This is a genomic window from Chitinolyticbacter meiyuanensis, from assembly GCF_008033135.1.
Lineage (GTDB): Bacteria > Pseudomonadota > Gammaproteobacteria > Burkholderiales > Chitinibacteraceae > Chitinolyticbacter > Chitinolyticbacter meiyuanensis.
On the sequence record NZ_CP041335.1, the window covers coordinates 1358925 to 1372189 of the forward strand.

The 13265-nt window shown below is 64.9% G+C and carries 11 protein-coding genes; 7 read left to right on the plus strand and 4 right to left on the minus strand.

Features of this window, described 5'->3' with window-relative positions; all coding sequences use genetic code 11:
* The first annotated feature begins 55 nt into the window (after window positions 1-55).
* Window positions 56-1807 carry a methyl-accepting chemotaxis protein gene (locus tag FLM21_RS06490; RefSeq protein ID WP_148714782.1) on the plus strand — a complete coding sequence of 584 codons (1752 nt, stop codon included), beginning with the start codon at window positions 56-58 and terminating at the stop codon, window positions 1805-1807.
* Window positions 1808-1894: 87 nt separating this feature from the next.
* Here FLM21_RS06490 and guaA read toward each other — a convergent pair whose 3' ends face one another.
* The 3 genes from guaA to FLM21_RS06505 form a co-directional block, all read right to left on the minus strand.
* Entirely contained in the window at window positions 1895-3472 is a 1578-nt protein-coding gene (guaA, locus tag FLM21_RS06495) for a glutamine-hydrolyzing GMP synthase (RefSeq protein ID WP_148714783.1), read from the minus strand.
* A gap of 100 nt (window positions 3473-3572) precedes the next feature.
* Entirely contained in the window at window positions 3573-4994 is a 1422-nt protein-coding gene (gene dacB, locus FLM21_RS06500; protein ID WP_148714784.1) for a D-alanyl-D-alanine carboxypeptidase/D-alanyl-D-alanine endopeptidase, read from the minus strand.
* The gene (locus tag FLM21_RS06505; RefSeq protein ID WP_148714785.1) at window positions 4991-5185 is read right to left on the minus strand and encodes an oxidoreductase-like domain-containing protein; all 195 of its coding nucleotides are present in this window, start codon (window positions 5183-5185) and stop codon (window positions 4991-4993) included. The genes dacB and FLM21_RS06505 overlap by 4 nt, the downstream gene beginning before the upstream one ends.
* A 43-nt stretch (window positions 5186-5228) precedes the next feature.
* On the opposite strand from FLM21_RS06505, the gene dnaX reads away from it, so the two are divergent.
* From dnaX to FLM21_RS06535, 5 genes are all read left to right on the plus strand, one after another.
* The gene (gene dnaX / locus FLM21_RS06510; RefSeq protein ID WP_148714786.1) at window positions 5229-7196 is read left to right on the plus strand and encodes a DNA polymerase III subunit gamma/tau; all 1968 of its coding nucleotides are present in this window, start codon (window positions 5229-5231) and stop codon (window positions 7194-7196) included.
* Window positions 7197-7230: 34 nt separating this feature from the next.
* Window positions 7231-7560: a YbaB/EbfC family nucleoid-associated protein gene (locus tag FLM21_RS06515; RefSeq protein ID WP_148714787.1), complete on the plus strand. Its 330-nt coding sequence runs from the start codon at window positions 7231-7233 to the stop codon at window positions 7558-7560.
* Window positions 7561-7614: 54 nt separating this feature from the next.
* The gene (gene recR / locus FLM21_RS06520) at window positions 7615-8208 is read left to right on the plus strand and encodes a recombination mediator RecR (RefSeq protein ID WP_148714788.1); all 594 of its coding nucleotides are present in this window, start codon (window positions 7615-7617) and stop codon (window positions 8206-8208) included.
* Between the two features lie 101 nt (window positions 8209-8309).
* Complete coding sequence (locus FLM21_RS06525; protein ID WP_148714789.1) at window positions 8310-8576, plus strand: hypothetical protein; 267 nt, start codon at window positions 8310-8312, stop codon at window positions 8574-8576.
* A 208-nt stretch (window positions 8577-8784) separates the two neighbouring features.
* Entirely contained in the window at window positions 8785-9495 is a 711-nt protein-coding gene (locus FLM21_RS06535; RefSeq protein ID WP_187360116.1) for a tetratricopeptide repeat protein, read from the plus strand.
* A gap of 128 nt (window positions 9496-9623) precedes the next feature.
* On the opposite strand, the gene recQ is transcribed toward FLM21_RS06535, so the two are convergent.
* The gene (gene recQ / locus FLM21_RS06540) at window positions 9624-11432 is read right to left on the minus strand and encodes a DNA helicase RecQ (protein WP_148714791.1); all 1809 of its coding nucleotides are present in this window, start codon (window positions 11430-11432) and stop codon (window positions 9624-9626) included.
* A 98-nt stretch (window positions 11433-11530) separates the two neighbouring features.
* On the opposite strand from recQ, the gene argS reads away from it, so the two are divergent.
* On the plus strand, window positions 11531-13249 hold the full coding sequence (argS, locus tag FLM21_RS06545) for an arginine--tRNA ligase (RefSeq protein ID WP_148714792.1): 1719 nt from the start codon (window positions 11531-11533) through the stop codon (window positions 13247-13249).
* The last annotated feature ends 16 nt before the right edge of the window (window positions 13250-13265 follow it).

The window sequence follows — 13265 nt, forward strand, 5'->3', positions numbered from 1 at the left end:
TCGCGATTTTATCTGCCGGCTTTCGAAGTGGCAGGGTTTGGAGAGGAGGATGGTCATGGGCTGGTTCATGCGTTTGCGATTGGGTACCAAGCTGTTGGCGGCATTCCTGCTGTCGGCGTTGCTCACGTTGTTCATCGGTTGGTGGGGGCTCGACAACGCCGAGCGTGCCGGCGACCAGATGCGCGGCATGTACGACAACAACCTGATGGGCATCAGCTACTTGTCGCAGGCCAATCTCTCCATCGTGCTGCATGGACGCTCGACGGTGCGGCTGCTGTCGCAGGTGGATAATCCCGAACAGTTCGCCGGCTCGCTGCAGCGGGGCGAGCAGTACCTCGCCGATTTCAACAAGTATTGGCAGCTGTACCTCGCCACCAAGGCCAACCAGCAGGAAGAGGAACTCCGGGAGGCGGCGAAGGCGGCCCTGCCGGCCTACCTGCGGCAGACCCAGCGTGCGATCGATCTGCTCAAGGGCGGCCAGCAGGCCGAGGCGGTGGCGCTGGTCAACGGCGCCTTGCGCGCTGATATCGAGAAGGTCGACGAGGGCTTGCGCCAGCTCAGCGCGCACAACCAGAAGCAGGCGGCCAATGCCAACGCCAGTAACGAGGAACGGCTGGCGCAGGCCCGGCGCAGCACGCTTTGGGGCATAGGCGGGGCGCTGGTGTTTTCGGTGGTGATGGGGCTGGTGCTGACCCGCTTGATCACCCGGCAAGTCGGGGGCGAGCCCGATGCCGCGGTCCGGGTGATGCAGCGGGTGGCGATCGGCGATCTGTCGCAGAACGTGCAGGTCCGCGAGGGCGACACCACCAGCATGCTCTACAGCATCCAGCAGATGATCGAGCACCTGCGGCTGTCCGCGCATGCGTTGCAGCGGGTTTCGGAAGGCGACCTGACGGTGGAGGTGCCGGTGCCGGCGGGGGACACCATCAGCATGCTGTATCACATCAAGGGCATGATCACCCAGCTCAACAGCGTGCTCGGTGAAGTCAGCACGGCAGCGAGCGCCATCGCCTCGGCCTCGGAGGAGGTATCCGCCTCGGCGCAATCGCTCAGCCAGAATGCATCGGAGCAGGCGGCGAACGTCGAGGAAACCAGCGCCTCGGTCGAGGAGATCTCGGCCACGGTGGCGCAGAATGCCGAGAACGCCCGCGTGACCGACGGCATGGCCACCAGCAGTGCCGGCGATGCCACCGACGGTGGCGAGGCAGTGAAGCAGACGGTGGCGGCGATGCGGCAGATCGCCAGCAAGATCGGCATCGTCGACGACATCGCCTACCAGACCAATCTCTTGGCGCTCAATGCCGCCATCGAGGCGGCGCGGGCGGGCGAGCACGGCAAGGGGTTCGCCGTGGTGGCGGCCGAAGTGCGCAAGCTGGCGGAGCGCAGCCAGGTGGCCGCGCAGGAGATCGGCGAAGTGGCGGCCAGCAGCGTGACGCTGGCCGAGCGCGCCGGCAGCCTGCTCGACCAGATGGTGCCCTCGATCAGGAAGACGGCCGATCTGGTGCAGGAGATCGCTTCCGCCTCGCACGAACAGACCAGCGGGCTCGACCAGATCAATGCCTCGGTCAGCCAGCTGGCGCAGACCACCCAGATGAATGCCTCAGCCTCGGAGGAGCTGAGCTCCACGGCCGAGGAGATGAGCGCGCAGGCGATCCAGTTGCAGGAGATGATCCAGTTCTTCCAGATCGATCGCGGCGAGCGCGTTGCTGCCAGTCGCAAGAAGCGCAAGGCCAAGCCCATCGCCAAGCCAGTGCCGGTGGTGGAAGACGGCGAGGAGGTGGACGAGGCGTCGTTCAACCGCTTCTAGCCTTCACGCGGTCCACCGACAAAAAACCCCGGCATCAGGCCGGGGTTTTTGCTGATCAGTCGCGCAGCCGGTTGGGCCGCGCGGAGATCATTCCCACTCGATGGTCGCCGGCGGCTTGCCGGATACGTCGTAGACCACGCGGTTGAGGCCGCGTACTTCATTGATGATGCGGTTCGACACGCGGCCCAGCAGGCTGTACGGCAGCTCCGCCCAGTGGGCGGTCATGAAATCGCTGGTGACCACGGCGCGCAGCGCCACCACCCATTCGTAGGTGCGGCCATCGCCCATCACGCCGACTGATTTCACCGGCAGGAACACGGCAAAGGCCTGCGAGGTCAGGTCGTACCAGGTCTTGCCGCTGTGCTCGTCCACGGTATTGCGCAGCTCTTCGATGAAGATGGCGTCTGCCCGTTGCAGCAGTTCGGCATATTCGGCCTTCACTTCACCGAGAATCCGTACGCCGAGACCCGGGCCCGGGAATGGGTGGCGGTAGACCATCTCGTGCGACAGGCCCAGCGCCACGCCGAGCTCGCGCACTTCGTCCTTGAACAGGTCGCGCAGCGGTTCGAGCAGCTTGAGGTTCAGTGTTTCCGGCAGGCCACCCACGTTGTGGTGGCTCTTGATCGCATGCGCTTTCTTGGTCTTGGCGCCGGCCGATTCGATCACATCCGGGTAGATGGTGCCCTGTGCCAGCCACTTGGCGGCCGGCAGCTTCTTGGCCTCAGCCTGGAACACCTCGACGAACTCGCGGCCTATGATCTTGCGCTTGGCTTCCGGATCGGTCACGCCAGCCAGATGGCCCATGAACTGGTCGCGGGCATCCACGCGGATCACCTTCACGCCGAGGCCGCGCGCGAACATGTCCATCACCATGTCGCCTTCGTTCAGGCGCAACAGGCCGTGATCGACGAACACGCAGGTGAGCTGGTCGCCGATGGCGCGGTGGATCAGCGCGGCCGCCACGCTGGAGTCGACCCCGCCCGACAGGCCGAGGATCACTTCCTCGTCACCGACCTGGTCGCGGATCTTCTTCACCGCTTCGTCGATGTAGTTGGGCATGGTCCAGCTGGGCTGCGCGCCGGCGATGCCGAGCACGAAGCGGTGCAGCATGTCGGTGCCGCGCTTGGTGTGGGTCACTTCCGGGTGGAACTGCACGCCGTAGAAATGGCGGTTCTCATCGGCCATGGCCGCCACCGGGCAGGATGGGGTCTCGGCGATCATCTTGAAGCCATCGGGCAGCGCGGTGACCTTGTCGCCGTGGCTCATCCACACGTCCAATAGGCCGTGGCCTTCGGCATTGCTGCGATCCTGCAGGCCGTTGAACAGCTGCGAGTGGCCGCGGGCGCGGATCTCGGCATAGCCGAACTCGCGCTTGTCACCGCTTTCCACCTTGCCGCCCAACGATTGCGCCATCCACTGCATGCCATAGCAGATGCCGAGCACCGGCACGCCGAGCTCGAACAGCGCCGGGTCGGCTTGGTAATCCGATTCGTACACCGAGTTCGGGCCGCCGGACAGGATGATGGCCTTGGGCGCGAATTCGCGGATGAAGTCCATGCCCACGTCGAACGGATGCAGCTCGCAGTACACGTGTGCTTCGCGCACGCGGCGTGCGATCAGCTGGGTAACCTGGGAGCCGAAATCGAGAATCAGGATCTTGTCCATGCCTGGCCTTGAGTGTGCCCGTTGCGCATGGCGGCTTCCGCGCGGATCGTCGCGATCCAAATGGAAACCGCCCTTGAGCAAGGGCGGATGGAAAAACGCATTATTTTACCGTGACTTGCCGCGCCGGGCGAGCCTCGCTGACCCAGCGCAGCAGCGCGTCGAGCGTCGGTGCGCCGCCGGGCGCCTGCGCGTGGTTGAGCACGCCGACCACCGCATAGCGCTCGCCATCCTCGGCCAGCACGTAGCCGGCCACTGCGCGCACGTTCTTCAGCGTGCCGGTCTTGACGTGGGCGGCGACATCCGCGCCCTTGAGCCGGCGCTTCATGGTACCGTCCACGGCAACGATGGGCAGCGAGGACATGAACTCGGGCGCATAAGGGCCGGCAGCGGCCTGCAGCAGCAGTTCGGCCAAGTGGCGCGCCGATACCCGCTCGCGGCGCGACAAACCGGAGCCGTTCTCCAGCACCAGTTCCGGCCAGTTGAGCCGGTTGTCCTTGAGCCATTCGCGCACGATGCGGGCGGCGGACTGTGCATCGTCGGCCTCGCCCTGCCGATTGCTGGCGCCCAGCGTGAGGAACAGCTGGCGGGCCATCAGGTTGTTGCTGAACTTGTTCACGTCGCGGATCACGCTCACCACGTCGGGCGAGCGGGAGCTGGCCAGCGAGCGGGAGCTGGCCGGCGTTGCGCCCTGACGCGTGCTGCCGGCGATCTCGCCGCCGAGCTCGCGCCAGATGGCGCGCACGAGGCCGCCGGTGTAGCTGAGGGTATCGAGCACCGACACATAGCGCTCGCTGCTGCAGCCCTCCGCCAGGTTGCCGCTGACGCGCACCCTGGCGCGCGTGGCCTCGCTGTCGGCGCTGATCGCCGCGTTGCAGCCGCTGCCGGCCACCTTCGCGGCATTCTCGATCGAGATCTCGGCGATCGGCGGCTCGACGCTGACGCGCACGATGCCGCCATCGGCGAGCACCCGTACCCGTACCGATTTGAAGTTGGCGAGCAGCGCATCGGGCGCGACCAGGAAGGGCCGTGCCGGATCACCTTCGTCGTCGTCGAACGCACCGGCTGGCGGCAGCCGCAACGCGGAGCGATCGAGCACCAGATCGCCGGCGATGCGCTTCACTCCGGCCGAGCGTAGATCGCGCAGCAGCAGCCACACCCGCTCGTAAGTAAGCTTGGGATCCCCGCCGCCCCTCAGGTACAGGTTGCCCTTGAGCACGCCCTCGACCACCGGGCCATCGGCCAGCAGCTCGGTGGTCCAGGCATACGCGGGCCCCAGCCGCTCCAGCGCCACCTGGGTGGTGACAAGCTTCATCACCGAGGCCGGGTTCACGGCGGCGTCGGCATTGAAATACAACGCATCCTGCGGCCGCGATAGCGGCACGACGGCCAGCGACAGTGCGCCGGCTGGCAGCTTGGCGCTGCGCATGGCATCGAGTACCGGACCAGGCGGGCCGGAGAGCTCGGCGGCGCCGGCGTGGGCCAACAGGCCAGCCAGCGCGATACAGATCAGGGAACGGATCATGGGTTTCCTAGCCGGGCCGCCTGGCGGGCCTGCCACTCGGCAAGCTGGCGCCGGTACTGCTGCAGCGCAGCGTTGTAGGTATCGAAAATGCAGGGATCGCAGCCGTTGCCGCAGCATTCTTCGAAGGCGGGCTCGTACGGCGGCTCGGGTGGTGGATCATCAGCCGGATAGTCGGGAAGTGGTTCGGTCATGGTCGTCGCTGAAGGCCGGGAGCGATCTGCTAGAATCGCCGCCATGGCCTATCAAGTTCTCGCCCGCAAGTGGCGCCCCCGCAATTTTGCCCAACTCGTCGGGCAAGAGCACGTGATCCGCGCACTGGCGAACGCATTCGCCAACGGCCGGCTGCACCATGCCTACCTGCTGACCGGTACGCGCGGCGTGGGCAAGACCACCATCGCGCGCATCATGGCCAAGGCGCTCAATTGCGAGACCGGCGTTACCGCCGAGCCCTGCGGCACCTGTTCCGCCTGCACCCAGATCGATGCCGGTCGTTTCGTTGACCTCTTGGAAATCGATGCCGCGTCCAACACCGGCATCGACAATATCCGCGAGGTGCTGGACAACGCCCAGTACGCGCCCACCGCAGGCCGGTTCAAGGTCTACATCATCGATGAAGTGCATATGCTCTCCAAGAGCGCCTTCAACGCGATGCTGAAGACGCTGGAAGAGCCACCCGGCCACGTGAAGTTCATCCTCGCCACCACCGATCCGCAGAAGATGCCGATCACGGTGCTGAGCCGCTGCCTGCAGTTTTCGCTGCGGCAGATGACGCCGCAACAGGTGGCCGGCCACCTGCAGAAGGTGCTGGACGCCGAGCAACTGCCATTCGAAGCCAGCGCGCTGCCGCTTCTGGGCCACGCCGCCAATGGCTCGATGCGCGATGCGCTCTCGCTGCTCGACCAAGCCATCGCCTACGGCGCTGGCAAGGTGGAGGAGGCCGGCGTGCGCGCCATGCTCGGCGCCGTCGACCAGAGTTACCTGTTCGACATCCTCGCCGCGCTGATCGCCAAGGATGGCCTGCGTTTGATGCAGGCCGCGGATGGCATCGCCGCGCGTGGCCTCTCTTACGAAGCCGCCCTGCATGAATTAGCACACGTGCTGCATCAGATCGCCTTGGTCCAGGCTGTGCCTGGCGCACTCGGCGACGAGCTGCCGCAGCGTGCCGACATCGAAGCCGTCGCCGCTGCACTTGCGCCCGAGGATGCACAGCTTTACTACCAGATCGCGCTGCATGGTCGGCGTGATTTGCCACTGGCGCCGGACGAGTACGCCGGCTTTTCGATGACGCTGCTGCGGATGCTGGCCTTTGCTCCGGCGGAGCCAGGGCAAGTAAGTCGAGCAAACTCCCCGGCAGCGCCGGGGCAGGTGAGTCGAGCGAGTTCGTCGGTCGAACCAGGGCCAACGACTCGACCTAGTTCACCCACGGATGCGGGGTTGGCCGCTCGCGTTGCATCTCCTACGGCGACGATCAGCAGTGCTGGCACCGCTAGCGCTGCGGCCCAGCCCATGCAGGCAACAGCTGAAGCAACGCCTGCGACTGCCCAGGCTGCCGTGCCCGCGCCGCAAGCAGCTGCGGTGCAGGTGCCGAGGCCAGCACCCACGCCCGTCGTCGCAGCCAGCAAACCGGTGCCGCTCCCACAGCCGGCCGTGACTGAACCTGCTGCCTATGCCGCTCCAGGCAACGCGCCGATTCCACCGTGGCAGGATGAAGCGCCTGCCGTGATCGATGCCGCGGAGCTGGCCTTGCAATCGTTCGGCGTGGCATCGTCGCCAGCGATAGAGTCTGAGCCCGCTGCCCCTGCGATACCGGCCGGCCCCCCTCCCGAATTCGATGGCGACTGGCGCAGCCTGGTGGTGCAGTTGAAGCTGGGTGCCGCCGGCATGCTGGCGCAGCACGCCGAGTTGGTCGACTATCGTCCCGGTCATTTTGAGCTGCGCGTATCCGCCGAGCACAAGGCCGTGGCCACGCGTGACTACCAGGATAAATTGCGCGCAGTGCTGGCGGAGTATTACGGCCGCGACATCAACGTGAACGTCACCCTTGGCGAATCGACCGGCGATACGCCAGCGGCGATCGCCACCCGTGAGCGGGCGGCGCGCCAGGCGGCCGCCGTCGACGCTATCCAGAACGACCCCTTCGTGCAGGCCATGGTGCGCGATTTTGGTGCCACCGTGGTGCCAGATACCATCCGGCCGCTCTGATCCATTCAATCCAAGCTCTACAGGAGTTACCCCCATGTTCAACAAAGGCGGTTTGGGCAACCTGATGCAACAGGCCCAGAAAATGCAGGACAACATGAAGAAGGCGCAGGAAGAGCTGGCCAATGTCGAGGTGGAAGGCCAGGCCGGCGCCGGCATGGTCAAGGTGGTGATGACCTGCGGTCACGCGGTCAAGCGCGTCTCCATCGACGATTCGCTGCTGTCGGACGACAAGGACATGCTGGAAGACCTGATCGCTGCCGCCTTCAACGATGCGGCCCGCAAGGCCGAAGCCACCAGCCAGGAAAAGATGGCCAGCTTCACCGCTGGCCTGCCGCTGCCGCCGGGCTTCAAGCTGCCGTTCTGATCCTCTGAGGCGCCATGCCGCATTGCACGCAGCGTGGCGCCTACCGCCGTCACCATGACCCCGTCTTCCCTCAACCAGCTGATCGAAGCGCTACGCGTGCTGCCTGGCGTCGGCCCCAAATCCGCCACGCGCATGGCCTACCACCTGCTGCAGCGCGACCAGGGCGGCGCAGTGAACCTGGCGCATGCGATCGAATACGCGATCGCCACGCTCAGGCATTGCCGGCGCTGCAACACCTTCACCGAGGCCGAGGTCTGCGACATCTGCGCCGACGAGGGGCGTGATGTCAGCCGGCTGTGCGTGGTGGAAATGCCGACCGACCTGATGATGGTCGAGCAGACGCTGGCCTATCACGGCCTCTACTTCGTGCTGATGGGGCGCTTGAGCCCGCTCGACGGCATCGGCCCCAAGGACATCGCGCTCGCCCGCCTGCTGGAGCGCGCCGGCGATGGCATGGTGGAGGAAGTGGTGATCGCCACCAACTTCACCGTCGAGGGCGAAGCCACCGCGCACTATCTGGCCGAAACGCTGCGCGCGCGCGGCCTCACTGTCAGCCGCATCGCCCGCGGCTTGCCGGTCGGTGGCGAGCTGGAGCATGTCGATCCGGGCACGCTGGCGCAGGCGCTGGTGGAGCGGCGGACTTTATAGCTGTCAGTTTTGAATGGGGGGTGGGTTCGTTGCAATCAGTTTTTTTGCAAGCTCCGTCGAACGTTCACGTGTGGGTTGGCAAGCATTCGGGAAGCGCAGGCATGGATACATCCCCACTTCCGCTAGTTAGGAAATCAATTGAGCTGGTAGCAGGTATTGCGGGCGCAATTCTATGCATGATCTGTTTCGGTTACATCGAGCAGACCATGGCGAAAGCGGGTTGCAACAATGATGGCTTGCCGATGTACGGTATCAGGACTGCAGCATCCATCGCGTTGTTCATCTTCTGGTTTTTCCTCTTCCGCCTCTTAGGCAAGGTGCTTTGGCGATACTTGCAGCCAGATCCGGTTGGCAAGGATGAAGATTAGATCGAAGGCTTGATACGCTTTGTGAGTTCAATCCGCTGGATTGGCACCGGATTGGCACCTCGTTACAGGTGAGTCCCGATCACCTTCAGGAAATCATCGCCATACTTCTCCAGCTTGCGATCGCTGACGCCGCTGATTCGCGATCAGCTCGTTGTCCGAGCACTTGTACGCCCTATCGATGCAACCCAATCTAACCATCGAGTCAGCCATGCCAAATCCGATATCCCTGCGTTATTCGTGCTGCGCGCTGCTGTGTTCCCTGGCCGTCGTTGCAACTGCGGCCCCCGCCGAAGAGCAGGAAAACCAGTCGGAAATCGAGCAAATCACCGAACAGGCTAAAGCCGGGGACCCGGCATATCAGTTCAGATTGGGCGCGGCCTATGAGCTTGGCTTGGGCGTGCCCAAGAATACGAAGCTGGCTATCCACTGGTATCTGACTGCGGCAGAGCAGGGCTACGCGCTGGCCCAGTACAGCCTGGGACAGATCTACATCAATGCCCGAGGTGTGCCACGCGACTTCGCCGAGGCTGCGCGTTGGCATCGCAAAGCTGCGGAACAGGGCAATGCCGCCGCGCAAATTGCCATCGGACGCCAGTATGCATATGGCTGGGGCGTGAGACATAACGGGAAAACGGCTCGGAACTGGTTCATCACTGCAGCGCAGCAGAAGCCTAAGCAGGCGTACGAAGAGCTGGCCACCTTGTACGAGCGGGGGAATGTCGTGCCGAAGAATCTGGTGGTGGCCTACGCGCTACACAGCATCGTCGCAGAGGGTGGGGATGAACTTGCGAGAGACGCCATGAATGGCATCGAGCCTGCTTTGGACGAGAAGGCGTTTCATGCTGCGAAGCAGATGGCAGCAAGGCTGATCGAGAACCCCTCCTTCTTGCAAACCGAGCTGGAAGGAGTTGTCGAATAAGCGCCGTTCACAAATCGCGGTGTAATGGCGCTGGCAAGGCTGTACGCAACGTCCAAAGGGGATCAATCGGCCCCCTTTGGCCACAATCTGGCCGTGGGCTGGACGGCCTCATCGGCTTGCCTGCCGCACTACAGATGCGTCCCGATCACCTTCAAAAAATCATCCCCATACTTCTCCAGCTTGCGATCGCCCACACCGCTGATCCGCGATAGCTCGTAATGATCGCCTGGGCGCTGGCGCACCATCTCTCGCAGCGTGGCATCGCCAAAGATCACGTAGGCCGGCACGTTCTGTGCGTCCGCGAGTTCCTTGCGCAGCTTCTTCAACGCCTGCCACAGGGCGGTGTCGGCGCTGGTGGCAAAGCCGCTGTCGCGCTCGCCACGGTAGTGGAATTTCTCGGCGCGGGCGCGTAGTGCCAGCGGGGCGTCACCCTTGAGGTAGCTGCGTGCGGCATCGGTCAGCTCCAGCCCGCCGTGGCCTTCGGGGTTGAGCCGCAAGGCGCCGCGGGCCAGCAGTTGGCGGTAGATGGCGCGCCAGGTGGGCTCGTCGGTGTCGCTGCCGATGCCGAAGGTGGAGACGCGGTCGTGGCAGAACTCCTTCACCTTGGGCGTAGGCTTACCCTGCAGCACGTCGACGAGATGGCCGACGCCGAAGCGGTTGCCGGTGCGGAACACGCAGGACAGCGCCTTCTTGGCATTCTGGCTGTGGTCGATCAGCTGCGGTGGATTCAGGCAGTTGTCGCAGTTGCCGCAGGCGCCGGTCTCCTCGCCGAAATAGCCGAGCAGCGCGATGCGGCGGCAGCCGGTGGCTTCGCACAGGCCGAGCATGGCCGAGAGCTTGGCGCGCTCGACCGCCTTTTGCTCATCGGCGCTGTTGCCGCCCTCGATCATCTCGGTGAGCAGCATCACGTCGTTCAGGCCATAGGCCAGCCAGGCATCGGCGGCGGCGCCATCACGGCCGGCACGGCCGGTTTCCTGGTAGTAGTTCTCGATGCTCTTGGGCAGGTCGAGATGGGCGACGAAGCGCACATCTGGCTTGTCGATGCCCATGCCGAAGGCGATGGTGGCGACCATGACCACGCCTTCGTCGCGGATGAAGATCTGTTGGTTGCGCGCGCGCGTTTCGGCATCCATGCCGGCGTGGTAGGGCAGGGCCTTGATTTCCTTGCTGCGCAGCCAGGCGGCGGTGTCCTCCACCTTCTTGCGCGACAGGCAGTAGACGATGCCCGAATCGCCCTCGTGCTCACGGCGGATGAAGGCGAGCAGCTGCTCGCGCGCGCTTTTCTTCTCGACGATGGTGTAGCGCAGGTTGGGTCGATCGAAGCTGGAAACGAACTGGCTCGCCTCCTCCAGCCGCAGCCGGCCGATGATGTCCTGGCGCGTGGCGTGATCGGCGGTGGCGGTGAGCGCGATCCGCGGCACACCGGGGAACTGCTCGGCCAGGACCGAGAGCTGCAGGTATTCCGGGCGGAAATCGTGGCCCCAGGCCGAGACGCAATGCGCCTCGTCGATGGCGAAGAGCGCGATGCGTGCGCGGGTCAACAACGACTGGAACCGCGGTGTGACGAGGCGCTCGGGTGCAACGTAAAGCAGCTTGAGCTCGCCGGTGACAAAGGCGCGCTCCACCTCGCGGGCGGCATCCGCATCGAGCGTGGAATTGAGGAAGGCCGCGGCCACGCCCAGCTCGCGCAGCGCATCGACCTGGTCCTGCATCAGCGCGATCAGCGGCGACACCACCACGCCACAGCCATCGCGCAGCAACGCCGGCACCTGGTAGCACAGTGATTTGCCGCCGCCGGTGGGCATCAGCACCAGTGCATCGGCGCCAGCGGCCAGCGTGTCGACGATGGCGGCCTGCGCACCGCGAAAGGCGCGGTAACCGAACACGTGTTCCAGCACTTGCTGGGCGGTGGGGGAGGGCTGGGCAACGGTCGACATCAGGCGGGCGATTCTACCGCAATGCGCCCGTCCCGGCCCGGCAAGCAGGTGGGCGGAATCCGGTAGAATGGCGCTTTTGCGATTTGCCCGAGACCCTCATGACCTTGCACGAGCTCCTTTCCAGCCGCGTGGCGGCCGCCCTGGCCGCCGCCGGTGCGCCCGACGCCGCCCCGGTGGTCCAACCGTCGTCCAAACCGGAGTTCGGTGACTATCAGGCCAATGGGGTGATGGGCGCAGCCAAGGCGCTGAAGTCCAATCCGCGCGAGCTCGCTACCAAGGTGGTGGCTGCGCTGCAGCTCGACGGGATTGCCAGCAAGATCGAGATCGCCGGTCCGGGCTTCATCAACATCACGCTGGCCGACGATTTCCTCGCCGGCACCGTGATGCGCCAGCAGGCGGATGTGCAGCTCGGCACCGGTCGCCACGCTGGCGACAAGGTGGTGATCGACTATTCGTCGCCTAACCTCGCCAAGGAAATGCACGTCGGTCACCTGCGCTCGACCATCATCGGCGACGCGCTGGCGCGGGTGCTGGCCTTCCGCGGCGACCAAGTGGTGCGGCAGAACCACGTGGGTGACTGGGGCACGCAGTTCGGCATGCTGACTGCTTACCTGGTCGAGACCGAACAGGCCGGCAGCGACGAGCTGGCGCTGGATGACCTGGAAGGTTTCTACCGCGCTGCCAAGCAGCGCTTCGACGAAGACGCTGCCTTCGCTGATCGCGCCCGCGACTACGTGGTGAAGCTGCAGGGCGGCGATGTGCGGGTGCGCGCGCTGTGGCAGCGTTTCCTCGAAGTGTCGCTGGCCCACTGCGAGGCAGTGTACGAGCGCCTGGGCGTGCAACTGCAACGCGACGACGTGATGGGCGAATCGGCGTACAACGACGATCTGCCGCGCGTGGTGACCGACCTGCGTGCCAAGGGCTTGCTGACCGAGGATCAGGGCGCTCAGGTGGTGTTCCTCGACGAATTCAAGAACAAGGAAGGCGAGGCGCAGGCCTACATCATCCAGAAGCAGGATGGTGGTTATCTCTATTCGACCAGCGATCTCGCCGCGCTGCGCTATCGCGCCGGGAAGCTCGGTGCCCGGCGCCTGTTGTACGTGGTCGACGCGCGCCAGGGCCTGCATTTCCAGCAGCTCTTCACGCTGGGCCGCAAGGCGGGCTTCATCGGGGACGACATCGCCACCGAGCACGTCGCCTTCGGCACCATGATGGGCGAGGACGGCAAGCCGTTCAAAACCCGCTCCGGCGGCACGGTGAAGCTGGTGGAGCTGCTGGACGAAGCCGAGCGCCGCGCGTTTGATCTCGTCAGCGAGAAGAATCCGGATCTGGCCGAGGAGAAACGCCGCAGCATCGCCCGCGCCGTCGGTATCGGCGCGGTGAAGTACGCCGACCTCTCGAAGCACCGCACCAGCGATTACATCTTCGACTGGAACACCATGTTGTCCTTCGAGGGCAACACTGCACCCTACCTGCAGTACGCGTATACGCGGCTGGCCAGCATCTTCCGCGCCGCCGGTAGCTTCGATCACCACGCCAAGCTGGTACTGACCGAGCCTGCCGAGCACGCGCTGGCGCTGCAGCTGGCGCAGTTCCCGGATCTGCTGTCGCAGGTGGCGGCAGAAACCTGCCCGCATTTCCTCTGCGCCTACCTGTATCAACTGGCGACGCGATTCAGCCGCTTCTACGAGGCCTGCCCGGTGCTGAAGTCGGATGGCGAAACCCGCGCCAGCCGCTTGGCGCTGTGCGCTGCTGCGGCCAACACGCTGAAAACAGGCTTGGGCCTGTTGGGTATCGCGGTGCTGGAAGAAATGTAAGCGAGCGTTGATGCAA